A 22,494-nucleotide genomic window follows, 5' to 3' on the forward strand; every position below is an offset into this window, starting at 1 on the left:
GTCCACCGGCCTGGACGCTATACACTAGAAAAGGGCTGAACCCATGAGCACTACTCTCACTGCTGGCGGTGTCGCTTCGGCACGTCCGGCTTTCCTTTCCAAGGAGCGCATCGTCGCCCGGCCCGGTTTCAACCGCTGGCTGGTCCCGCCGGCCGCCCTGGCCATCCACCTGTGCATCGGCATGGCCTACGGCTTCTCGGTCTTCTGGCTGCCGCTGTCCAAGGCGATCGGCATCACCGCCGCCGTGGCCTGCCCGGTCGAGATGGGCTTCTTCGAGCAGATCTTCAGTGCCACCTGTGACTGGAAGATCTCCCAGCTCGGCTGGATCTACACCCTGTTCTTCATCTTCCTCGGCTGCTCCGCCGCCCTGTTCGGTGGCTGGCTGGAACACGCCGGTCCCCGCAAGGCCGGGGTCGTCTCGGCCCTGTGCTGGTGCGGTGGTCTGCTGATCTCCGCCCTGGGCATCTATACCCACCAGATCTGGATGCTGTGGCTGGGTTCGGGCGTGATCGGCGGTATCGGACTCGGCCTGGGCTACATCTCGCCGGTGTCGACCCTGATCAAGTGGTTCCCGGACAAGCGCGGCATGGCCACCGGCATGGCCATCATGGGCTTCGGTGGCGGCGCCATGGTGGGTGCCCCCCTGGCCGACCTGCTGATGCGCCACTTCGCCTCGGCGACCGAGGTTGGCGTCTGGCAGGCCTTCCTGGTCATGGCGGTGGTCTACTTCGTGTTCATGATGAGCGGTGCCCTGGGCTATCGCGTACCGCCGACCGGCTGGAAACCCGCCGGCTGGACGCCTTCGACCAAGAAGGCGCAGAACGCCATGATCACCAATCGCCACGTCCACGTGAGCAAGATCTGGGGCATCCCGCAGTTCTGGCTGGTCTGGGCCGTGCTCTGCCTGAACGTGACCGCCGGCATCGGCATCCTCGGCATGGCGTCGCCGCTGCTGCAGGAAGTCTTCGGTGGTCGTCTGCTGGGCAACGGCCTGGCCTACGGTGAACTCAGCGGCGATCAGCTCAAGCAGATCGCCGCCATCGCCGCCGGCTTCACCGGTCTGCTGAGCCTGTTCAACATCGGCGGTCGCTTCTTCTGGGCATCCTTCTCCGATTACATCGGCCGCAAGATGACCTACTTCGTCTTCTTCACCCTGGGCTTCGTGCTCTATGCCATCGTGCCCTGGACCGGTCACCTGGGCAGCGTGGCGCTGTTCGTCTTCGCCTTCTGCCTGATCCTGTCCATGTACGGCGGTGGTTTCGCCACCGTGCCGGCCTACCTCGCCGACCTGTTCGGTACCCAGATGGTCGGCGCCATCCACGGTCGCCTGCTCACCGCCTGGGCCGCCGCCGGCGTCTTCGGTCCGGTGCTGGTCAACTACCTGCGCGAGTATCAGCTCGGCATGGGCATCCCCCGCGCCCAGGTGTACGACATCACCCTGTACATCCTGGCCGGTCTGCTGGTGCTGGGCTTCATCTGCAACCTGATGGTGCGTCCGGTGGCCGACAAGCACTTCATGACCGAGGCCGAACTCGCCGTCGAGCGCGCCAATGGCCACGACAGCAACGCCGGCAGCGCCCAGGTGCTGGAGTGGAGCGCCGATCCCAAGACCAAGCCGCTGGCCATCGCCGCCTGGCTGGCCGTGGGCATCCCGCTGGCCTGGGGCATCTGGATCACCCTGCAAAAGACCGCCGCCCTGTTCAGCTGAGTCACAGCCGAACCGGACGGTAATGGGGCGTCCCCACGCGGGCGCCCCTCGCGGTGGGACGCCTCGTCCCGCCGCGCTTTCGATCCAGCCCCCGCGCCCCTATAATATCGGCCCTTTCGCCCACCGATTTTCGCGGAGCAGGCTATGGCCGAACGCAAGGCAACCGTCGAGCGCAACACCCTGGAGACCCAGGTCAAGGTATCCCTGGATCTGGACGGCACGGGCGCAGCGCGCTTCGACACCGGGGTCCCCTTCCTCGAGCACATGCTCGACCAGATCGCCCGCCACGGGCTGATCGACCTCGATATCCACTGCCGCGGCGACCTGCACATCGACGACCACCACACGGTGGAAGACATCGGCATCACCCTCGGCCAGGCTTTCGCCAAGGCGGTCGGTGACAAGAAGGGCATCCAGCGCTATGGCCATGCCTATGTGCCCCTGGACGAAGCCCTGTCGCGGGTGGTCATCGACTTCTCCGGCCGGCCCGGGCTGCACTGGAACGTGCCCTTCACCCGCGCCACCGTGGGCCGCATGGACGTCGACCTGTTCCTCGAATTCTTCCAGGGTTTCACCAATCACGCCCAGGTGACCCTGCACGTCGACAACCTGCGCGGCGTCAACAGCCACCACCAGATCGAGACGGTGTTCAAGGCCTTTGGCCGCGCCCTGCGCATGGCCCTTGCCGAAGACCCGCGCATGGCCGGCGTCATGCCCTCCACCAAGGGGTGCCTGTGATGCAGACGGTAGCCGTCATCGACTATGGCATGGGCAACCTGCACTCCGTGGCCAAGGCCCTGGAGCATGCCGGTAGCCACCAGGTACTGGTGACCGGCGATCCCGCGGTGATCCGCGAGGCGGACCGCATCGTCCTGCCCGGCGTCGGCGCCATCCGCGACTGCATGGCCGAGATCCGCCGCCAGGGCATCGATGAGCTGGTCCGTGAAGTCAGCCAGGACCGCCCCTTCCTCGGCGTCTGCGTCGGCATGCAGGCGCTGATGCAGCGCAGCGAAGAGAACGGCGGCGTGGATTGCATCGGCCTGTTCCCCGGCGCCGTACGGCGTTTCCCGGGCGGCATGCAGGAAGAGGGCGAGAGCCTCAAGGTGCCGCACATGGGCTGGAACGAGGTCAGCCATGTGCTCGACCATCCGCTCTGGCACGGCATCCCCGATCGCGCCCGCTTCTATTTCGTGCACAGCTTCTATGTCGAGGCCGGCAATCCGCGCCAGGTGGTCGGGCGCGGCCACTATGGCCTGGATTTCGCCGCGGCCCTGGCCGACGGCTCGCGCTTCGCCACCCAGTTCCACCCCGAGAAGAGCGCCGACTGCGGCCTGCAGCTCTATACCAACTTCCTCGCCTGGGACGGCCGCTGGTAATGGCGCGCAAGCCGCCCGCGCCGCTGGTGACGCTCGAACCCGAGCAGAGCCAGCGCCTGGTCACGGCCTTGCAGACCCTGCTGGACGACCGCTTCGAGGTCTGCCTGGGGCGGTTCGAAGTCGAGGAACTGCTGGATTTCTTCGCCCGCGAGTGCGGGCCGCTGTACTACAACAAGGCGGTTGCCGACGTGCAGACCCTGCTCAGGGAGCGTGTCGACAGCCTGGAAAGCGACATCTGGGCGCTGGAAAAGCCCTAGATCGCCCTCACCCCCGAGCCAAGGTATTGCCATGCTGATCATCCCCGCCATCGACCTCAAGGACGGTGCCTGCGTCCGCCTGCGCCAGGGGCGCATGGAAGATTCCACCGTGTTCTCCGACGATCCCGTGGCCATGGCCGCCCAGTGGGTCGACGGTGGCTGCCGCCGGCTGCACCTGGTGGATCTCAACGGCGCCTTCGAAGGCCAGCCGGTCAATGGCGAGGTGGTGACCGCCATCGCCAAGCGCTATCCCGGCCTGCCGATCCAGATCGGCGGCGGCATCCGCTCGCTGGAGACCATCGAGCACTATGTCCGCGCCGGCGTCAGCTACGTGATCATCGGCACCAAGGCGGTCAAGCAGCCGGAATTCGTCGCTGAAGCCTGCCGCGCCTTCCCCGGCAAGGTCATCGTCGGCCTGGACGCCAAGGACGGCTTCGTCGCCACCGACGGCTGGGCCGAGGTCAGCGAATTGCAGGTCACCGACCTGGCCCGCCGCTTCGAAGCCGACGGCGTCAGCGCCATCGTCTACACCGACATCGCCCGCGACGGCATGATGCAGGGCTGCAACGTGCCGGCCACCCGCGCCCTGGCCGAAGCCACCAGCATCCCGGTGATCGCCTCCGGCGGCATCCACAACCTGGGTGACATCCAGAACCTGCTCGACGCCCGCAGCCCGGGCATCATCGGCGCCATCACCGGTCGGGCGATCTACGAGGGCACCCTCGACGTCGCCGAGGCCCAGGCGCTGTGCGACAACTTCAAGGTCTGAGGACTCAGTCATGGCGCTGGCGAAACGCATCATCCCCTGCCTGGACGTGGACAATGGCCGCGTGGTCAAGGGCGTCAAGTTCGAGAACATCCGCGATGCCGGTGATCCGGTGGAGATCGCCCGCCGCTACAACGAGCAGGGCGCCGACGAGATCACCTTTCTCGACATCACCGCCAGCCACCAGGGTCGTGATACCACCCTGCACACCGTGGAGCGCATGGCCAGCCAGGTGTTCATCCCGCTGACCGTGGGCGGCGGCGTGCGCACCGTGCAGGACATCCGCAACCTGCTCAATGCCGGCGCCGACAAGGTGTCGATCAACACCGCGGCGGTCTTCACCCCGGAATTCGTCGGTGAAGCCGCGGCGCGCTTCGGTTCCCAGTGCATCGTGGTGGCCATCGACGCCAAGCGCGTCAGCGGCCCCGGTGAAACCCCGCGCTGGGAGATCTTCACCCATGGCGGACGCAAGCCCACCGGCCTCGACGCCGTGGCCTGGGCGCAGAAGATGGAAGGCCTGGGCGCCGGCGAGATCCTGCTCACCAGCATGGATCAGGACGGCATGAAGAACGGCTTCGACCTGGGCGTGACCCGCGCCGTCAGCGAGGCGGTGGGCATCCCGGTGATCGCCTCCGGCGGCGTCGGCAATCTGCAGCACCTGGCCGACGGCATCCTCGAAGGCAAGGCCTCTGCGGTGCTGGCGGCGAGCATCTTCCATTTCGGCGAATGCACCATTCCCGAGGCTAAACGGTACCTGGCCGAAAAAGGGATTGTGATACGCTCCACAAAATCTTAAGCACCGGCGGTGCCGGCAGGGAGAGGGGCGTGCGCAAGGGAATCTGGGCCTGCTTGGCCGGTTTGCTGCTGGTATCGACGACTGCGGTCAGGGCGGAGCTACCGGCGGGTTATCAGCTGACGCTGCTGACGGAAAACTTCCCGCCCTACAACTTCTCCGTGGATGGCAAGAACTTCGCCCGCGAGGGCGAGCTCAAGGGCATCGCCGTCGACATGGTCCGCGAGATGTGCCAGCGCGCCGGCATCTCCTACAACCTCACCCTGAGATTTCCCTGGGAGCGGATCTACGGCATGGCCCTGGATCAACCCGACCACGGGGTCTTCGTCACCGCCCGGCTGCCCGAGCGCGAGGGGCTGTTCAAGTGGGTCGGCCCCATCGGCCCGGACGACTGGGTGCTGCTCGGGCGCGCCGACAGCCACCTGCAGCTGCGCAGCCTGGACGACGTCCGCAAGCAGCAGCTCAAGATCGGCGCCTACAAGGGTGACGCCATCGCCGAGAGTCTCGCCCAGCAGGGCTTCCAGCCGGATCTCGCGCTGCGCGATCAGGAAAACGTACAGCGCCTGGTCAAGGGACAGATCGATGTCTGGGCCACCGGTGACCCCGCCGGCCGCTACCTGGCCCGCCAGGAAGACGTGACCGGACTCAAGATGCTGCTGCGCTTCAACAGCGGCGAGCTGTTCCTGGCGCTGAACAAGCAGACCCCCGACGAGGTGGTACAGAAGCTGCAAAAGGCCCTCGAAGAGATGCGCCAGAGCGGCGCGGTTCAGACCATTTTCAATCGTTATCTGTGATCCCGGCGGGCCGAGCGATCGGCGCGGACGGTCGCCTGAGGAGAGAGCTATGCGCAAGTCCTGGTTGGCCATCGCCGCCGTACTGTTGAGTTGCACCCTGGGCCTGGGGACGGCCCGGGCGGAATTGCCAGCGGGCTATCGCGTGGTGCTGCTGACCGAGAACTTCCCGCCCTTCAACATGGCGGTGGACGACAAGAATTTCGCGCGTGACGATGCCATCGACGGCATCAGCGCCGATCTGGTGCGCGAAATGTTCAAGCGCGCCGGGATCGACTACAACCTCTCGCTGCGCTTTCCCTGGGATCGCATCTACAACCTGACCCTGGAGAGCCCCAACTACGCGCTGTTCTCCGTGTCGCGCACCGAATCGAGGCTGCCGCTGTTCAAGTGGGTCGGGCCGCTGGGCAAGACCCGCAAGGTGTTCATGGCGCTGTCCGGCAGCACCCTCAAGGTGCCGGACCTGGCCACGGCGGCCCGGCTGCGCGTCGGTGCCTACAAGAATTCCGCGGTGAGCCTGATGATCCAGGAGAAGGGCATCGTTCCCATCGATGCCCTGCGTGATCAGGAGAACATCGCCAAGTTGCAGAAGGGCGAGATCGACGTCTGGGCCACCACCGACGTGGTCGCCCGCTACCTGGCCAAGCAGCAGGGCGTCAGCAATCTGCAGACCCTGCTCAGCTTCCAGGAATCCGACCTCTACCTGGCCTTGAACAAGGACACCCCCGACGAGGTGGTGACCCGCCTGCAGCAGGCGCTGGATGCCATGCGCCAGGAAGGTCTGGTCGACAGCATCACCAACAACTATCTCTAGTGCGCCGCCTGGCGGTGGGCGTGGACGCGAGGGGCCAGGAGTTCCGGATCGGCCAGGCGGCCAGACCGGGATCGACTCAGGACTGACGACCGCGGCGCAGCCAGCGGCAGTGAGCGCTGAATGTTGTAAAGGGATATTCGACGAAACCTCGGAAATGCGGCCGTGCGTCGCCAGGGAGTTGCAATGCAAAAGCTGTGGTTGCGTCTTGCAGGTGTAGTCTTGGGTTGCACCCTGGGTCTGACCCAGGCCCGTGCCGAGTTGCCGGATTACTACCAGGTCGTGCTCCTGACCGAGAATTATCCTCCCTTCAACATGTCGGTCGATGACAAGAACTTCGCCCGCGATGACGCCATCGACGGTATCGCCACCGATATCGTCCGCGAGATGTTCAAGCGGGCCGGCATCAAGTACAGCCTTTCGCTGCGCTTCCCCTGGGACCGCATCTATCGGCTGACCCAGGAGACGCCCAACTACGGCCTCTTCTCCGTGGCCTACACCGAGGCGCGCAAGGATCAGTTCAAGTGGGTGGGCCCTTTCGGCCGCTCGAGCTGGACCCTGCAGGCGCTGCCTGGCAGCAAGCTGGACGTCAAGACGCTCAAGGACGCCGCCCGCTATCGCATCGGTACCTATCGCAACGATGTGATCAGCAAGACGCTGACCGCCCAGGGCATTCCGGTCATCGACGCCCTGCGCGATCAGGAGAACGTCGACAAGCTGGTGAAAGGCCAGATCGACATCTGGGCTACCGCCGATCCTGTCGGCCGCTATCTCGCCAAGCAGCAGGGGGTGACCGGCTTGCAGACGCTGCTGCGCTTCAACGAGGTGGATCAGTATCTGGCGTTGAACAAGGACACCCCTGACGAGGTGGTGATACGCCTCAGGGCGGCGCTGGAGCAGATGCGCAAGGAAGGAGTGATCGACAGCATCACCAACAACTACCTCTGACGCCTGGAGGCCGCTCGCTAGCGATAGCGACCGGCGCGGCCGTGCCCGGGCATGGCCTGATTGGCCCGCAGGGCGATCATCTGCGGCAGGTCGATGACCTCCACGCCCTGGGCCTTGAGCAGCGGCAACTGCTGGGCCAGCACCGCCAGGGTCGCCGGGTGCGGATGGCCGATCAGCACCGCGCTGCCCTGGCGCTGGGCCAGGCGCACGCCTTCGGCCAGCTGGGCCGCCACCGCCGCCGGGGTGGCGTCGTTGTCGAGAAAGACATCGCGCGAGACGCTGGCCAGGCCGATCTTCTGGGCTTCCGCCGCGGCCACGGTGGCCGCGCTGGTGCGGCTGTCGAGAAACAGCAGGTGACGCTCCTGCAGGACCTGCATCAACTCGGCCATGGCGGGGCGGTCCGCGGTCATGCGACTACCTTCATGATTGTTCACCCCATCCGCCTCGGGTACCCGTTCCAGCGCCCGGTCCAGGCGTTGCAGGCGCTCGGCCGAGGACATCTCCGGATGCCAGGCATAGGGACCGCCGGCCGGGTCCATGGGCAGGTGCAGCAGCACGGTGCGTCCGGCGCGGTGGGCCACGGTGGCCAGTTCGGCGGCGTAGCGGGTCTCGGGGATGATCGCCAGGACCACCGGCGCGGGCAGGGCCAGGACCTGCCGATCCCGCGCCGGATTCTGCCCGAGGTCGTCGATGACGATGGTCAGCTGCGCGGTGGCGGCCTGGGCGAGGGTGCCGACCAGGGCGAGCGCCCCGGCCAGTAGCCAGCGTCCCGCCCTCACGGGGTATGGGTGACGTTGAGTCCCTTGAGCAGCGACAGCGCCTGGGAGAGCTGGAAGTCGTCATCCTGCGGCCGCGGACTCTGGTTGGGCGCCTTGCTGCCGGTGGGCCGATCGGCGCCGCCATTGCCATTGCCCAGGTGACCGGCCAGGTCCGCTTCGCGGAAGTATTCGTCGCCACCGCTCTGCGGGGTGACCTTGGCCGGCGCCACGGCGATGTCCGGGGTGATGCCCTGGGCCTGGATGGAGCGTCCGCTCGGTGTGTAGTAGAGCGCCGTGGTGAGCTTGAGCGCGCGGTCGTTGTTGAGCGGCAGCACCGTCTGCACCGAACCCTTGCCGAAGCTGTCGGTGCCCATGAGGATGCCGCGCTTGGAATCCTGCAGGGCACCGGCGACGATTTCCGCGGCCGAGGCGCTGCCGCCATTGATCAGCACCACCAGGGGCACCTTCTCGCTGGGATCGGCGGCATCGGCCGAGAAGCGCAGTTCGGAGTTGGGCAGGCGGCCCTTGGTGTAGACGATCAGACCGTGAGTCATGAAGGCATCGGCCACCTCGACCGCCGACTGCAGGACCCCGCCCGGATTGTTTCTCAGGTCGAGGATCAGGCCCTTGAGCTTGCCCTTGTTCTCCTGACGCAGCTTGCCGAGCGCCTTGACCGTCTCTTCGCCGGTATTGACCTGGAACTGCGAGATGCGCAGCAGGCCGTAGCCGGATTCGAGCAGCTGGCTCTTGACGCTGTTGACCTTGATCACCGCCCGCGCCAGCTTGACGTCGAACGGCTGGCCGCCACCGCGGACGATGGTCAGCACGATGAGGCTGCCCGGCTTGCCGCGCATCTTGTCGACGGCTTCGTTGATGGCCTGGCCCTTGGTGGGCTGACCGTCGATCTTGACGATCAGGTCGCCCGGTTGCAGGCGCGCCTTGGCCGCCGGGGTGTCGTCGATGGGCGAGACCACCTTGATGAAGCCGTTCTCCTGGCCGACTTCCAGGCCCAGGCCGCCGAATTCACCGCTGGTGGTTTCCTGCAGTTCGGCGAAGTCCTTGGGTTCCAGATAGGCGGAATGCGGATCCAGGTTGCTGAGCATGCCCTTGATGGCGTTCTCCAGCAGGACCTTGTCCGACACCGGCTCCACATAGGCGGCCTTGATGCGGTCGAACACCTCGGCGAAGGTGCGCAGCTCGTCCAGCGGCAGCGGAGCACTGGCCGGGGCCGCGGGCGCGGCGCCCGGTGCGACCGGCGTCACCGCAGCCGGCGTGCTCTGCGACGATTGCGCCTGGACGACTCCGACGCCGCTGAACAGCAGGGCGAGGACCAGGACGGTGGGACGAAAGCGATGCGGCATGTGCAGCTCCTAAACCGAGGTGTGTCGCACTATCCCTGAGCACGGCACCAGATGACCGGGTCCGTCGGGCGGCCCTGTTGGCGGATGGCGAAGTACAAGGCGGAGGCTTCCTGACCGCCGCTGGCGCCGACGGTCGCGATGGCATCCCCGGCCTTGACCACGTCACCCGCAGACTTGAGCAGGCTCTGATTATGTCCGTACAGGCTGAGATAGCCATTCCCATGATCGATGATAACCAGTTGGCCAGCGCCTCTTAGCCAGTCGGCGAAGACCACCCGGCCGTCGTGCACCGCCTTGACCCGGGTACCGGCTCCGGCTGCGATCAGGACACCGTCCCATTTCGCGCGGGGGTCGTCGCCGCGGGCACTGCCGAAACGCGCCACCAGACGGCCATCGACCGGCCAGGGCAGCTTGCCGCGGGCATTGGCGAAGGCGCCGCCATAGGCAGGTGCTGCACTAGACACCGCCAGTTCCGGGGCGTTCGAGGGGCGCGGGGCTTTCGGCTCGCTTTGCGCCTGGCGCCGTGCCGCTTCCCGTGCTTCGGCGGCGCGGGCTTCGGCCAGTTGCCGCTGACGGGCTTCCTCCGCTTCGCGGGCCTGGCGCGCGAGGGTTTCCTCGATGGTCTTGAGCACCTTGTTCAGCGCGGCCTGATCCTGCTCGCGGTTCTCGATCTCGCGACTCTTGTCGCGGTAGTCCGCGTTGATCTTGGCCAGCGCCGCCTGGCGCTCCTTGCGCACCTCGGCCAGCTCCGCCTGACGCTTTTCCAGGTCTTCGCGACGGGCGACCAGGTCGCCCTGTTCCTGCTGGATGCCCTGTTCCACCTCGCGGATCTCGCGCAGGGTGTCGTTGAAGGTGGCGAGCTGATCCAGCCGGGTGCGATTCAGGTAGTTGTAGTAGGTGAGGGTGCGGCTGACCTTTTCCGGATGCTCCTGATTGAGCAGCAGCTTGAGGTATTCCTGGCGGCCGCTCTGGTAGGCGGCCCGCACCTGCACGGCGATCAGCTGTTGTTGCTCAGCGCGAGACTGGTCGAGCTTCTTCTTACGCCCGTCCAGCTCTTGCAGCTTTTTTTCGCCGTTCTCCAGCTGCTTCTGCAGCGAGTCGACCTGCTTTTCCAGCTCGCCCATCTGGGTCTCGGTGCCCTGCAACTGCTTCTGCACGCCGGACTTCTCGGCCTGCACCTGCTTGAGGACCTTCTGCATCTCCTGGATTTCCCGGCGGGTCTGCTCGATCTGCCGCTGGGTATCGGCGCGATCGTCGGCCAGGGCGGGAGCGAGAACGCTGGCAAGCAGGAGAAGGGCGAGAACACGGCGCATGCGAGGTCGTACGTTTCTAGGGCGAAGCGCCTAGTATGCCCGTCACATCCGGCAAAAAAAACGGCAAGGCACGCCGTTCAGCGTTCACGGCCCGACCAGGCGGCCAGGCTGCGAACGAGGGGGCATTTCCGTTTCAGTAGCCGACGGTGAAGCGGGTACGGTGATGAACAGGACGTTCGACCTCGTCGAGCAGGGCCACGGCGAAGTCTTCGTAGGAGATGTGGCTGTCCCCGGCCGCATCGAACAGCAGGGTATCGTCGCCCAGGCGGAAGCGGCCCGTGCGGGTGCCCGGGGCGAAGACCATCTGCGGACTGACGAAGACCCAGTCGAGGTCGCTGACCCCGCGCAGGGCGTCCAGGGTGGCGATCCCGGCCCCGGCTTCGCTGCGGTATTCCGCGGGAAAGGCCGGCGCATCGAACAGTCGCGAGCCGTCCGGCAGCTTCAGGCTGGCGGCGCCGCCAACGATCAGCAGGCGCGGGATGCCAGTGGCTCTGGCGAAGTCGATCAGCGTATCCGGTGCGATGTCGGCGAACCTCAGGCTGCTGACCAGCACGTCATGGCCGGACAGCGCCTTGGCCGCCTGCGGATCCTTGACGTCGCCGGCAACCACGTTCAGGTCGGCACGGGACGCCAGGCGCGCGGGTTCCCGCACCAGGGCGGTGACCCGGTGGCCACGGGAGAGGGCTTCGTCGAGCAGACGGCTGCCGACGTTGCCGGTGGCGCCGAGCAGGGCGATGGAAGTCATGGCTGGATTCCTCGGAAATGAAGGGAAGCCAAGCCTAGGCAGAGCGACGGAAGCCGCCAAGGAGGCAGTTCGGGATGAGCTGGTTACCTGCGGATAACCCGGGGGCGGCGAGGGTATGGCGCCATCGGGGGGCTGTGTATACTGGCCAGCATTTTTAGCCCTCCTTGGATAGTTCTTTCATTATGGAATTTCTCGGTCGGGTGGTCGAATTCGCCACCCATCATCCGCTGCTCGTCGCCGCCTTCCTCGCCATCGTCGCCCTGATGCTGTTCAACGAGACCCGTCGGGGCGGGCGCAGCCTGTCCACCGGCGAACTCACCAATCTGGTCAATCGCGAAGAGGGCGTGGTGCTCGACATCCGCCCGAGCAAGGACTTCGCCGCCGGGCATATCGTCGGCGCGTTGAACATCGCCCAGGAGAAAGTCGCCAGCAGCCTGTCTCTACTGGAGAAGCACAAGGCCAAGACCCTGATCGTGGTGGACAGCGCCGGCCAGCAGGCCGGCGCCGTGTGCGGCGATCTGCAGAAGGCCGGCTTCACCGCCGCCCGGCTGAACGGCGGCATCGCCACCTGGCGTGCAGAGAATCTGCCCCTGGTGAAGTGAACCCCTAGCGTGGCCGCCTCATCGGCCACTGGAGACCGCGCATGTCTGACGTCGTCATCTATACCAGTGCCTGGTGTCCCTATTGCCATCGTGCCAAGCACCTGCTCGATCGCAAGAACGTGGCCTACCGGGAAGTCTCCGTCGACGGCCAGCCGGCGCTGCGCAGCGAGATGGCCCGCAAGGCCGGTCGCACCAGCGTGCCGCAGATCTGGGTCGGCAGCACCCACGTCGGCGGTTGCGACGATCTCTATGCCCTAGACCGAAGCGGACGTCTCGATCCGCTGCTGTCCGCCTGACCAACACTCATCACTCAAGGCCCTACCATGACCGACCAAGCCAATGGCGCCCAGGAAGACGGCGCTCAGTTCTCCCTGCAACGCATCTACATCCGCGACCTGTCCTTCGAAGCGCCCAAGAGCCCCGAGATCTTCCGTCAGGACTGGCAGCCCAACGTCAACCTGGACCTGGCCACCCGCCAGAAGACCCTGGGCGACGACTTCCACGAAGTGGTGCTGACCCTGACCGTGACCGTCAAGAACAACGAAGAGACCGCCTTCATCGCCGAAGTGCAGCAGGGTGGCATCTTCCTGATCAAGGGCCTGGACGCCGCCTCCATGGCCCATGCCCTGGGCGCCTTCTGCCCCAACATCCTGTTCCCCTACGCCCGTGAAGCGCTGGACAACATGGTGGTGCGTGGCTCCTTCCCCGCGCTGATGCTGCAGCCGGTGAACTTCGACGCCCTCTACGCCCAGGAACTGGCGCGCATGCAGACCGCCGGCGAAGCCTGATCGGCGCCGCAGCGGTGACGAACGCCCCTTGCCAGGGGCGTTCTGCTATCCGGCCTTCAGCTTGCGACTGGCGCGCCAGAGATCGAAGCTGAACACGGCAAGGCCGGTCCAGATGCAGATGAAGGCGAACAGCCGCTCGCGGGGGAAGGGCTCGTCGTAGAGCCAGACCGCCTGGATCAGCACCAGGGTCGGCGCCAGGTACTGCAGGAAGCCCAGGGTCGAATAGGGCAGCTTGCGCGCCGCGGCGTTGAAGCACAGCAGCGGGATCAGGGTGACCGGCCCGGCCAGCACGATCAGCAGACCCAGCGAGGACTGCCAGGTTTCCGGCTGCAGGCTCACCCCCGGGGTCAGCAGCGGCAGCGCGACCAGGGCGATCGGCACCAGCATCCAGCTCTCCACCACCATGCCCGGCAGCGCGGCCACTGGCGTCTGCCGCCGCACCAGGCCATAGAAGGCGAAAGTCAGGGCCAGCGCCAGGGAGACCCAGGGCAGTTGCCCCAGGGTCCACAGTTGCTGGGCGACGCCGAGCACCGCCAGGCCCACGGCGATCCACTGCAGCGGCCGCAGGCGTTCACCGAGGATCACCAGGGCGAGCAGGATGTTGACCAGCGGATTGATGTAGTAGCCCAGGCTGGCCTCGACCACATGGGCGTTGTTGACCGCCCAGATGTAGACCAGCCAGTTGCAGGCCACCAGGGCGCCGGACAGCGCCAGCCAGAGCAGCCGTCGCGGGTGGGCGCGCAACTCCGCCCACCAGCCGCGATGGCGCCAGACCAGCAGCAGCAAGGCGCTGAACAGGGCGGACCAGAGGATGCGCTGGAACAGGATTTCGGTCGCCGGCAGGGCCGCCAGCAGCTTGAAGAACAGCGGAAACAAGCCCCACAGCCCATAGGCGGTGAGGCCCAGGGCATAACCCTGGCGCAAGGCAGACATGAGAGGTCCTTAGGCAGGCAACGTTCTTGTCCGGGCAGGATAGCCTAAGGGGCGGTGTGATGTGGGAGTGACGACAGCAAGCGTTTGCCTGCTGCGCCACTGCGCTATCGCGGCCATGGCGGCCCGCCGATGCGGCCGCTCCTCCCGATACATCGCGCCTCTGTAGGAGCGGCCCATGGCCGCGATCAGTGCTGTAGCGTGAAAAACGACGCGGTCTTTTCCACTGTGGAGTTCATCGCGCGTCCTACCCTCACCCCCGCCCTCTCCCGGAGGGAGAGGGGGTATCCGCGCCTGTAGCGTGGAAAACGACGCAGCCTTTTCCACTGAAGAGTTCATCGCACGGCTTACCCTCACCCCAGCCCTCTCCCGGAGGGAGAGGGGGTATCCGGGCCTGTAGCGTGGAAAACGGCGCAGCCTTTTCCACTGAAGAGTTCATCGCACGGCTTACCCTCACCCCAGCCCTCTCCCAGAGGGAGAGGGGTATCCGGGCCTGTGGAAAACGGCGCAGCCTTTTCCACTGAGTCGCAGCAAGCCTAGAACAGCCGCAACGGCGCCTCGTCCAGGGCGGCGCGTTGTTCGCGCAGGGTGAGGATCTGGTCGCCCCAGTAGCGTTCACTGCCGAACCAGGGAAAGCTCTTGGGAAAGGCCGGATCGTCCCAACGACGTGCCAGCCAGGCGCTGTAGTGCATCAGCCGCAGGGTGCGCAGCCCCTCGATCAGGGCCAGTTCGCGCGGCTGGAAGTCGTGGAATTCCTCGTAGCCGTCCATCAGCTCGGACAGCTGCGTCAGCCGCTCCTGGCGATCGCCGGCCAGCAGCATCCAGAGATCCTGCATGGCCGGACCGTGGCGGCAGTCGTCGAGGTCGACGATATGGTAGGCGTCATCGCGGCAGAGCAGGTTGCCCGGATGGCAGTCGCCGTGCAGGCGGATGACGTCGTAGCTGACGCCTTCGAAGAGTTCGTCGAGACGCAGCAGCAGGTCGCGCGCCACCGATTCATAGGCTGGCAGCAGGCTCTGGGGAATGAAGTTGCCGGTCAGCAGCGTGTCCAGCGAGGCATGCCCATAGCCCTGGACGTCCAGCGTCTCGCGGTGCTGGAAGGGGCGGCTGGCGCCCACCGCGTGCAGGCGACCCAGCAGCTGGCCGAGGCGATGCAGCTGATTGAGATCACCCGGCTCCGGCGCCCGGCCGCCGCGGCGGGGAAAGAGCGCGAAGCGAAAGCCGGCATGATTGAACAGCGTCTGGCCATCGCGCTGCAGGGGCGCGACCACCGGCACCTCGCGTTCTTCCAGTTCGGCGGAAAAGGCGTGCTCTTCCAGGATGGCCGCGTCGGTCCAGCGATCCGGGCGATAGAACTTGGCGATCAGCGGGGTCTCGCCTTCGATGCCGATCTGGTAGACGCGGTTCTCGTAGCTGTTGAGGGCCAGCACCCGGGCATCGCTGAGATAGCCCAGGCTTTCGATGGCGTCGATGACGAGGTCGGGACTCAGATTTTCGAACGGATGAGACATGGCGCGCTCCTCGGTCACGGGGGACGATGGCGATTGCCACCCTGCATCCGGGAGATGCTAGCGCATGCCCGAGCCCCATGGCGAAGGCTCGAGCGCTATCCGCTCGCCGGTCAGGCGCCGATCACACCACCGTCTTCGCGGCTGATGACCATTACCGAAGAGCGTGGCTGGCCGTTCGGCTGGGCCTCGGGAAAGCTCGAACCGCCTTCCTCGCCCGGGTGCTGGATGCCGACGAACATCGTCTTGTAGTCCGGCGAAAAGGCCAGGCCGGTGACCTCGCAGCCGACCGGACCGACCAGGAAGCGGCGCATCTCGCCGCTGCGCGGATCGGCGCAGAGCATCTGATTGTTGCCCATGCCCTCGTAATCGCCCTTGTTGCTGTACTTGCCGTCGGTGAGCACCCACAGCCGGCCGGCGGCGTCGAAGCCCAGGCCATCGGGGCTGTTGAACATGTTCTCGGCGTTGATCTGTTGGGAGCCCGCTTCCGGCTTGCCCGGGTGCACCTTGGGATTGCCGGCGATGACGAAGAGGTCCCAGTCGAAGCTCAGGGCCGCGGCATCGTCACCGCTCTCGCGCCAGCGCACGATCTGGCCGTAGAGGTTGTTGGCGCGGGGATTGGGGCCGCCCACCGGCATGCCGTCCTCGCCGCGCTTGGTGTTGTTGGTCAGGGTGCAATAGACCTGGCCGTCCTTGGGGCTGACGGCGATCCACTCGGGTCTGTCCATGCGCGTGGCGCCGACCTGGGTGCCGGCCTGGCGCGCGTGGATGAGCACCTCGGCCTGGCTGGCGAAGCCGTTGGCGGCGGTCAGGCCGTTCTCGCCATGCACCAGCGGCAGCCACTGGCCGCGGCCCTTGGGGCGGTTCGGATCACGATCGCCCTCGTCGAACCGGGCGACATAGAGGGTGCCTTGGTCGAGCAGGTCGCGATTGGCCTTGGGATCGTCCTGCAGGGGCTCGCGGCTGACGAACTTGTAGATGAATTCGCCGCGCTCGTCGTCGCCCATGTAGACCACCACGCGGCCATCGCGGGTGCGGGCGAGGGCGGCGTTCTCGTGCTTGAAGCGCCCCAGGGCGGTGCGCTTGACCGGCTTGGCCTGGGGATCGAAGGGATCGATCTCGGTGATCCAGCCGTGGCGGTTGAGTTCGTTGGGATTCTGCGCCAGGTCGAAGCGATCGTCGTGCAGGTGCCAGTCGTTCTCCACGCTGGCGTGCTTGACGCTGTAGCGCTTCTGGGCGGCGTCGAACTTCAGGTTGGCATCGCGACTGCCGAAGACGTCGGTGAAGTTCTCTTCGCAGGTCAGGTAGGTGTGCCAGGGGGTGGCGCCGCTGGAGCAATTCTGGAAGGTGCCCAGCACCTCGCGTCCGGCCGGATCGGCGGCGGTCTTGAGCAGGTCATGGCCGGCGGCCGGACCGCTGACGGCGATGGGCGTGTTGCCATGCACGCGGCGGTTATAGGGCGAGCCCTGGACGAAATGCCACTGGCCGTCCACGCGCTTCACCTCGATCACCGAGACGCCCTCGGCGGCCTGGGCCTTGCGGGTGTCTTCCAGGGACTTGGGCGGCGTGCCGTGGCTGAGCAGATAGCGGTAGTTGGTGTATTCGTTGTTGATCGCCATCAGCGCCCGATCCGGATCGTCCGGAAAGGGATAGAAGGCCATGCCGTCGTTGTTGTCGCCGAATTGCACGGCCTGGTCGGCGGCGCTCGGGCTGCCATCGGGGCGGAAGGCCGGACCGTCGGCGTGCAGCGGCTGACCCCAGCTGATGAGCACGCTGGCGCGATAGCCGGGCGGCACCACCAGGGTGTCGGCGGTGGAGGCGGGGATGTTGGCGAAGCCGATCAGCGGATTGCCCGCGGCTTCGCCGACGGCGTCGGCCAGGGCGCTGCGACCGAGCAGGCCGCCGCCCAGGAACAGGGCGGCACCGGCCAGGGCGCCGGCACCGATGAAGCGCCGGCGGCTCAGTTGGACGAGGCGTTCGAGATCGGTCTGGTCGTTGTGCATGCTGATGGCTCCCTCACGGTGTGCAGGCGAGGCTAGTCAGACTAAATGACGGTTTGGTGACAGCGCTACTCGCCGGGTGGCGGCGTCCGCGCCAGGCAATAGACATCCACCCGCCGGGCGCCCGCGCGCTTGAGCAGGCGCGCCAGGCTGTCGGCGGTGGCGCCGGTGGTGAGGACGTCGTCCACCAGGGCCAGATGGCGACCCTCCAACCCGGCGTCCTGCACCAGGGCGAAGGCCTGCCGGAGATTGCGCCGCCGCTCGCTGGCGCTCAGGCCCTGCTGGCTGTGCTGCTCCTGCACCCGCTGCAACAGTCCGCCATCCACCGGCACCTTCAAGGACTTGCCGAGCCAGCCGGCCAGCAGCGCGGCCTGGTTGAAGCCGCGCTGGCGCAGGCGCAGGGGCGAGAGAGGAACGGGCAGCAGGCAGTCCGGGCGCGGCTGGCCTTCGTCGAACAGGTGCTGCAGATGCCGCGCCAGCAGCGCCCCGGCCAGACGGCCGAGACTGCCGTGATCGCGGTGCTTGAATCTGTTGATCAGGGTGTCGACCGGAAAGGCATAGCGCCAGGGCGCCAGCACCTGGTCGAAGGCCGGCGGCTTGGCCAGGCAGCCGCCGCAGAACAGGCCGTCCACCGGCAGCGGCAGGGCGCAGCCCTGGCAATGGGGGCCGAGCCAGGGCAATTCGCTGTCGCAGCCTTCGCACAGGGGCAGTCCGGCCGGCAGCCAGGCGGCGCAGAGAACGCAGCTGGTCCCGGGCCGCAGGCGTTGCCAGTGGCGCTTCAAGGCCTGGGAAAGGGGTGGGGTCATGACGGCGTCCGTGCCGAGCGAGAGCCCTACTGTGCCAGGCGATCCGCCTGGCGACCAGTCAGCCGCGGATCAGCCAGCTCATCACCATCAGGCCGAGAATCAGCCAGATGACGCCGCCCACCACCGAGCGCGCCATGAAGGCGCGTACCGCGGCGTAGAGCAGCAGCAGGCCGATGGCCAGGACCACGAAGCTGATATAGGAGTCGTCCATGCCGATGGAGCGGGCCATGCCATGGAGAAAGTCGTGCACGGCGTCGGCGAGGCCGCCGAGCACCGAGCCGAACAGATCGATGATGAAACGGATGACCTGGCCGAGCGCGGCGCCGAGCCAGTCGAAGAAGCCTTCAGTACGCATGGATGTTTCCGGATCCTTGGCAATGTCCCTTGGAACCCACGAAGCCCGCCGGGTTCGCTGGTGATCCGCGCTACACTGCGCGTTTTCCGCAGTGTCTCTCAAGTCCCCCGTGATGACCGCTACCGATTCCCTTCCGCTGATCCTGCTTCCCGGCCTGCTCTGCGACAGCCGTCTCTGGGCGGCTCAGGCCGCCGACCTGGCCGACGTCTGTCCGGTGCTCATTCCCGACCTCACCCGCGACCTGGGCATCCCTGCCCTGGCGCGCCGGGTGCTGGCCGAGGCGCCGCCGCGCTTCGCCCTGGGCGCCCTGTCCATGGGTGGCTACGTGGCCTTCGAGATCCTGCGCCAGGCGCCGGAACGGGTAGCGCGGCTGGCGCTGTTCGACACCATGGCCAGCCCGGACGCCCCGGAGCGCGCCGCGCAGCGCCGCGCCATGCTCGAACTGGCCGAGCGCGGGCGTTTCCTCGGTATCAGTCCGCAACTCTTGCCGCGGCTGATCCACCCCTCGCGCCTGGGCACGCCGGTGGCCGATACCGTGCTGGCCATGGGCAAGGCGGTGGGCAAGGAGGCCTTCCTGCGCCAACAGCAGTCGATCATCGACCGCCCCGACTCACGCCCGACCCTGGCAGGGATCCGCATCCCGACCCTGATCGTGGTGGGCGCCCAGGACCAGCTGACCCCGCCGGCCGAAGCCGAGCTGATGCACGCCGGCATCCAGGATTCGCACCTGGTGGTGCTGGACGACTGCGGTCACCTGCCGCCGCTGGAACTGCCGGAGCGCACCTCGGCGCTGCTGCGGGAATGGCTGGCCTGACCCCTCGTCGCGGGCGCTGAACCCGGGCACCAGGCGGGCCTCCATTGGCAAAGCCCCGAGGGAGTCCCGCATGCCGCATCGTCCGTCTCTGTCCGTCCTTTCCCTGGTGCTGGGCCTGGCGCCCGCCGCCCTGGCCCTGGCCGCGCCGGTGGGTGCCGGTCAGCCCGAACAACTGCATTTCGCCGACGATGGCGTCATCCCCAACAGTCGCCTGCCCGTATTGCTCTATCGCCAGGTTCCCCTGGCCGGCTCAGACCGCGCCGCGGCCCTGGAGCAGCTGTTCGCCGACAACGCCTGGCCGCCGCAATGGCGCTATGGCGTCTACGATTATCATCACTATCACCCCAATGCCCATGAAGTCCTTGGCGTGGCGCGCGGCCAGGCGCGGCTGCGGCTGGGTGGCGAGCAGGGGCAGGATGTGGAGGTGACCGCGGGCGACGTGGTGGTGCTGCCGGCGGGGACCGGACACCGCAACCTGGAATCCAGCGCGGACTTCCTGGTGGTGGGCGCCTATCCGCCCGATCAGCAGGACTTCATCACCCAGCGCGCCGATCCGGCCGCCCATGCCCGTTCAGTCGAACTGATCGCCCAGGTGCCTGTGCCACTGACTGATCCGGTGACCGGACGGGAAGGGGCGCTACCCGAGCGCTGGCGCTAGCAGAGTCGCGTCAGGGTGGCTTCGTCCGGCTGGCCGGCGAAAAAGGTCTTCAGCGCCTGACGAAAGGGTTCGGGGTCTTCGGCCACGGCGGCGAAGAGGGTCAGGCAGGAATGGAATTTGAGATCGTCCGGCTGGCCGAACAGCGCCGTGGCCGACAGCTGCGGATGCTCCAGCGCGGCGGCGGTGATCTCCCGCAGGCGCGGTCCCAGCAGCGGATGCGCCAGGTAGGCACTGGCCTCGTCGCGAGAGGCGATGGCGTAGCGCTGCGCCGTCTCGCTGCGGCCAAGCCCCTGGATCTGCGGAAAGATGAACCACATCCAGTGGCTGCGCTTGTGCCCGGCGCGGATCTCCGCCAGGGCGGTGGCATAGGTGTCGGCCTGGGCGTCGAGGAAGCGTTGCAGATCGTGAGCGGCGGGCATGGCGAAACTCCGGGCCTTTTGCCTATCGGCAGATGGACCCGGAGGAAGTGCCGGTCAAGGGACGAGCGGTCTAGCCGCGCACCGCGCGATAGGCCGTTTCACCGCCTTCGCTGACCTCGTCCAGATCGATGCGCGAAGTCTCGGGCAGACTCAGGCCGCCGATCAGGCCGAGCAGGGCGATCAGGATCAGGTAGAGCGCCGGCGAGAGATTGCTGCCGGTGGCGCCGATCAGCCAGGTCGCCATCAGCGGCGCGGTGCCGCCGAAGATGGTGTAGGCCAGGTTGTATGTGATGGCCCCGGCGGTGTAGCGCGTGCGGGTGGGGAAGACCTCGCTGAGCAGCGGCGCGGTCACCACGTTGCACAGCACCGCCCCGGCGCCCAGCAACAGCGAGCCCAGCAGGGCGCTGCCGAACTGGCCGCTGCTGGCCAGCAGCAGCGCCGGATAGACGCCTACCGCCAGCACCAGACTGGCCAGCACCGTGGTCATGCGCCGGCCGATGCGGTCGGTGACGCGTCCCAGCACTGGACAGGCCGCCGCGGCGGCGAACAGGGTGATCAGGCTGATGGCCAGGGCCGCGGCCCGGTCGAAGCCGCCGGCCAGTTGCAGGTAGGTGGAGAAGTAGGTGGTGAACATATAGAAGGACAGCGCCGTCAGCGAGATGAAGGCGCCCAGGCGCAGGATCGAGCGACCCTGCAGCCTGAGCGTCTCGCCCAGCGGCGAATGGCTGACCTCATGGTCCGCTTCCAGCGCCTGGAAGGCCGGGGTCTCGTCCAGCTTCAGCCGCAGATAGAGACCGATCAGACCTAGCGGCGCGGCGGCCAGGAAGGGGATGCGCCAGCCCCAGTCGGCCATGGCGGCGGCGCCCAGCAGTCGCTCCAGGCCCCAGGCGGTCAGGGCCGCGCTGGCAAAGGCGAGAAAGGTCGAGACCGGTACGAAGCTGCCATAGCGCCCGCGGCGATCGCGCGGTGAATGCTCCATCACATAGGCGCAGGCCCCGGCGTATTCGCCGCCGGCGGAAAAGCCTTGGGCGCAGCGGATCAGTGTCAGCAGGATCGGCGCCCAGATGCCGATGGTGGCGTAGCTGGGCAGGATGCCGATCAGGGCGGTGGCGCCGGCCATGATCAGGATGGTAAGCGCCAGGGTGCGCTTGCGGCCGATGCGGTCGCCCAACAGGCCGAAGACGATGCCGCCCAGTGGCCGGAAGGCGAAGGCCACGGCAAAGACGGCAAAGGTCTTGAGCAGGCCGGCGGTGGCATCGCCACTGGGAAAGAAGTGCGCCGCGAGCAGGGTGGCGAGAAAGCCGTAGAGGGCGAAATCGAACCATTCGACGAAGTTGCCGATGGATGCGGCGGAGATGACCTTGCGCAGGGTGGCGGGTGAAACGGAAGTCGCTGTCTGGCTCATGGCGGGCCTCGGGAAAGGGCGGAGACGGAGGCAGAAATGGAGCGCCTTGTTTTATTGTCATGACATCGGGGCGTACCGCAGGATCGACCCTAGTCCTTTTCTCGTGACCGAGCAGTCCCGCCAGCGACTTGTCCACCGTTGGAACCGACTTCAGGAGCCCCCGCCATGACCATGACGACCACCTATGCGGAAAAGGAGCCCGTCCGCGCTGATGTCGACGCCCTGCCGGGTGTCACCCTGCTGGAGTTCGGCGCACCCTGGTGCGGACACTGCCGCGCCGCCCAGCCGCTGCTGGCCACGGCGCTCGCGGACTACCCCGGCGTGCGCCATCTCAAGATCGAGGATGGCCCCGGCCGCCGCCTGGGACGCTCCTTTCGCGTCAAGCTCTGGCCCACGCTGATCGTCTTCAAGGACGGCCAGGAACTGGCGCGGCTGGTACGTCCGGCGACGGCGGCGGCCCTAGACGAAGCCCTGGCCCTGGCGGACTGACCGGTCGTTCCGCTCGTCCTCGCCAAGCTTGACAAGGCCAGGCCTGGAACATTAGTTTCAAACGACTGTTTAAACGCCCTGGCGGCAGGTCCG

26 protein-coding genes are annotated in these 22,494 nt (G+C 66.9%); 15 read left to right on the forward strand and 11 right to left on the reverse strand.

Annotated features, from left to right (window positions below; translation table 11 throughout):
• Positions 1–43: 43 nt before the first annotated feature.
• The 9 genes from PSK12I2_RS0104540 to PSK12I2_RS0104580 all read left to right on the forward strand — a co-directional run bounded on the left by PSK12I2_RS0104540 (position 44) and on the right by PSK12I2_RS0104580 (position 7,450).
• The gene (locus PSK12I2_RS0104540; protein WP_027597478.1) at positions 44–1,708 is read left to right on the forward strand and encodes an OFA family MFS transporter; all 1,665 of its coding nucleotides are present in this window, start codon (positions 44–46) and stop codon (positions 1,706–1,708) included.
• 144 nt (positions 1,709–1,852) lie between these two features.
• Complete coding sequence (gene hisB, locus PSK12I2_RS0104545; RefSeq protein WP_007159790.1) at positions 1,853–2,446, forward strand: imidazoleglycerol-phosphate dehydratase HisB; 594 nt, start codon at positions 1,853–1,855, stop codon at positions 2,444–2,446.
• A complete protein-coding gene (gene hisH / locus PSK12I2_RS0104550) occupies positions 2,446–3,084 on the forward strand; it encodes an imidazole glycerol phosphate synthase subunit HisH (protein WP_027597479.1) in 639 nt (212 codons plus the stop codon). The genes hisB and hisH overlap by 1 nt, the downstream gene beginning before the upstream one ends.
• Positions 3,084–3,341 (forward strand): DUF2164 domain-containing protein, encoded by a 258-nt coding sequence (locus tag PSK12I2_RS0104555; RefSeq protein WP_027597480.1) that lies wholly within the window; start codon positions 3,084–3,086, stop codon positions 3,339–3,341. Before hisH ends, PSK12I2_RS0104555 begins: the two co-directional genes overlap by 1 nt.
• A gap of 31 nt (positions 3,342–3,372) precedes the next feature.
• Positions 3,373–4,110 carry a 1-(5-phosphoribosyl)-5-[(5-phosphoribosylamino)methylideneamino]imidazole-4-carboxamide isomerase gene (gene hisA, locus PSK12I2_RS0104560; RefSeq protein WP_027597481.1) on the forward strand — a complete coding sequence of 246 codons (738 nt, stop codon included), beginning with the start codon at positions 3,373–3,375 and terminating at the stop codon, positions 4,108–4,110.
• 10 nt (positions 4,111–4,120) lie between these two features.
• Positions 4,121–4,903 (forward strand): imidazole glycerol phosphate synthase subunit HisF, encoded by a 783-nt coding sequence (hisF, locus tag PSK12I2_RS0104565; protein ID WP_007159785.1) that lies wholly within the window; start codon positions 4,121–4,123, stop codon positions 4,901–4,903.
• A 29-nt stretch (positions 4,904–4,932) separates the two neighbouring features.
• Positions 4,933–5,694 (forward strand): ABC transporter substrate-binding protein, encoded by a 762-nt coding sequence (locus tag PSK12I2_RS0104570; protein WP_027597482.1) that lies wholly within the window; start codon positions 4,933–4,935, stop codon positions 5,692–5,694.
• A 49-nt stretch (positions 5,695–5,743) separates the two neighbouring features.
• A complete protein-coding gene (locus tag PSK12I2_RS0104575) occupies positions 5,744–6,505 on the forward strand; it encodes an ABC transporter substrate-binding protein (RefSeq protein ID WP_027597483.1) in 762 nt (253 codons plus the stop codon).
• A 183-nt stretch (positions 6,506–6,688) separates the two neighbouring features.
• Entirely contained in the window at positions 6,689–7,450 is a 762-nt protein-coding gene (locus PSK12I2_RS0104580; protein ID WP_027597484.1) for an ABC transporter substrate-binding protein, read from the forward strand.
• Between the two features lie 17 nt (positions 7,451–7,467).
• Here PSK12I2_RS0104580 and PSK12I2_RS0104585 read toward each other — a convergent pair whose 3' ends face one another.
• From PSK12I2_RS0104585 to PSK12I2_RS0104600, 4 genes are all read right to left on the reverse strand, one after another.
• Positions 7,468–8,229, reverse strand: a complete 762-nt coding sequence (locus PSK12I2_RS0104585; RefSeq protein ID WP_027597485.1) for a divergent polysaccharide deacetylase family protein — start codon at positions 8,227–8,229, stop codon at positions 7,468–7,470.
• Positions 8,226–9,569 carry a S41 family peptidase gene (locus PSK12I2_RS0104590; protein WP_027597486.1) on the reverse strand — a complete coding sequence of 448 codons (1,344 nt, stop codon included), beginning with the start codon at positions 9,567–9,569 and terminating at the stop codon, positions 8,226–8,228. The genes PSK12I2_RS0104585 and PSK12I2_RS0104590 overlap by 4 nt, the downstream gene beginning before the upstream one ends.
• A gap of 29 nt (positions 9,570–9,598) precedes the next feature.
• Positions 9,599–10,882 (reverse strand): murein hydrolase activator EnvC, encoded by a 1,284-nt coding sequence (locus PSK12I2_RS0104595; RefSeq protein ID WP_027597487.1) that lies wholly within the window; start codon positions 10,880–10,882, stop codon positions 9,599–9,601.
• Between the two features lie 133 nt (positions 10,883–11,015).
• Complete coding sequence (locus PSK12I2_RS0104600; protein ID WP_027597488.1) at positions 11,016–11,627, reverse strand: NAD(P)-dependent oxidoreductase; 612 nt, start codon at positions 11,625–11,627, stop codon at positions 11,016–11,018.
• 182 nt (positions 11,628–11,809) lie between these two features.
• Here PSK12I2_RS0104600 and PSK12I2_RS0104605 point away from each other — a divergent pair, with 182 nt between their 5' ends.
• Genes PSK12I2_RS0104605 through secB form a run of 3 tightly spaced genes read left to right on the forward strand, consistent with a single transcriptional unit; the run spans position 11,810 to position 13,017 of the window.
• Positions 11,810–12,229, forward strand: coding sequence for a rhodanese-like domain-containing protein (locus PSK12I2_RS0104605; RefSeq protein WP_007159777.1), 420 nt, complete (start codon positions 11,810–11,812; stop codon positions 12,227–12,229).
• A 41-nt stretch (positions 12,230–12,270) separates the two neighbouring features.
• Positions 12,271–12,525, forward strand: coding sequence for a glutaredoxin 3 (gene grxC, locus PSK12I2_RS0104610; RefSeq protein ID WP_007159776.1), 255 nt, complete (start codon positions 12,271–12,273; stop codon positions 12,523–12,525).
• A gap of 27 nt (positions 12,526–12,552) precedes the next feature.
• A complete protein-coding gene (gene secB / locus PSK12I2_RS0104615) occupies positions 12,553–13,017 on the forward strand; it encodes a protein-export chaperone SecB (protein ID WP_007159775.1) in 465 nt (154 codons plus the stop codon).
• 45 nt (positions 13,018–13,062) lie between these two features.
• On the opposite strand, the gene rarD is transcribed toward secB, so the two are convergent.
• The 5 genes from rarD to PSK12I2_RS0104640 all read right to left on the reverse strand — a co-directional run bounded on the left by rarD (position 13,063) and on the right by PSK12I2_RS0104640 (position 18,616).
• Complete coding sequence (rarD, locus tag PSK12I2_RS0104620; RefSeq protein ID WP_027597489.1) at positions 13,063–13,950, reverse strand: EamA family transporter RarD; 888 nt, start codon at positions 13,948–13,950, stop codon at positions 13,063–13,065.
• A gap of 533 nt (positions 13,951–14,483) precedes the next feature.
• Complete coding sequence (locus PSK12I2_RS0104625; protein WP_027597490.1) at positions 14,484–15,458, reverse strand: serine/threonine protein kinase; 975 nt, start codon at positions 15,456–15,458, stop codon at positions 14,484–14,486.
• A 110-nt stretch (positions 15,459–15,568) separates the two neighbouring features.
• Positions 15,569–17,458 (reverse strand): PhoX family phosphatase, encoded by a 1,890-nt coding sequence (locus PSK12I2_RS0104630; protein WP_027597491.1) that lies wholly within the window; start codon positions 17,456–17,458, stop codon positions 15,569–15,571.
• Positions 17,459–17,523: 65 nt separating this feature from the next.
• Positions 17,524–18,261: a ComF family protein gene (locus PSK12I2_RS0104635; protein WP_037007508.1), complete on the reverse strand. Its 738-nt coding sequence runs from the start codon at positions 18,259–18,261 to the stop codon at positions 17,524–17,526.
• 58 nt (positions 18,262–18,319) lie between these two features.
• A complete protein-coding gene (locus tag PSK12I2_RS0104640; RefSeq protein WP_007159771.1) occupies positions 18,320–18,616 on the reverse strand; it encodes a hypothetical protein in 297 nt (98 codons plus the stop codon).
• A gap of 112 nt (positions 18,617–18,728) precedes the next feature.
• Here PSK12I2_RS0104640 and PSK12I2_RS0104645 point away from each other — a divergent pair, with 112 nt between their 5' ends.
• Positions 18,729–19,430 (forward strand): alpha/beta fold hydrolase, encoded by a 702-nt coding sequence (locus tag PSK12I2_RS0104645; RefSeq protein WP_027597493.1) that lies wholly within the window; start codon positions 18,729–18,731, stop codon positions 19,428–19,430.
• Between the two features lie 70 nt (positions 19,431–19,500).
• Positions 19,501–20,088: a cupin domain-containing protein gene (locus PSK12I2_RS0104650; protein WP_027597494.1), complete on the forward strand. Its 588-nt coding sequence runs from the start codon at positions 19,501–19,503 to the stop codon at positions 20,086–20,088.
• Here the strand turns inward: PSK12I2_RS0104650 and PSK12I2_RS0104655 are convergent.
• Both PSK12I2_RS0104655 and PSK12I2_RS0104660 read right to left on the reverse strand, forming a co-directional pair.
• Positions 20,085–20,507 (reverse strand): DUF1810 domain-containing protein, encoded by a 423-nt coding sequence (locus tag PSK12I2_RS0104655; RefSeq protein WP_027597495.1) that lies wholly within the window; start codon positions 20,505–20,507, stop codon positions 20,085–20,087. The two genes, PSK12I2_RS0104650 and PSK12I2_RS0104655, sit on opposite strands and share 4 nt — an antisense overlap.
• A 70-nt stretch (positions 20,508–20,577) precedes the next feature.
• On the reverse strand, positions 20,578–21,912 hold the full coding sequence (locus PSK12I2_RS0104660) for an MFS transporter (RefSeq protein WP_027597496.1): 1,335 nt from the start codon (positions 21,910–21,912) through the stop codon (positions 20,578–20,580).
• 165 nt (positions 21,913–22,077) lie between these two features.
• Here PSK12I2_RS0104660 and PSK12I2_RS0104665 point away from each other — a divergent pair, with 165 nt between their 5' ends.
• Positions 22,078–22,401 carry a thioredoxin family protein gene (locus tag PSK12I2_RS0104665; protein ID WP_027597497.1) on the forward strand — a complete coding sequence of 108 codons (324 nt, stop codon included), beginning with the start codon at positions 22,078–22,080 and terminating at the stop codon, positions 22,399–22,401.
• The last annotated feature ends 93 nt before the right edge of the window (positions 22,402–22,494 follow it).

Source organism: Pseudomonas sp. MOIL14HWK12:I2, from assembly GCF_000510745.1.
GTDB classification, from domain to species: domain Bacteria; phylum Pseudomonadota; class Gammaproteobacteria; order Pseudomonadales; family Pseudomonadaceae; genus Chryseomonas; species Chryseomonas oryzihabitans.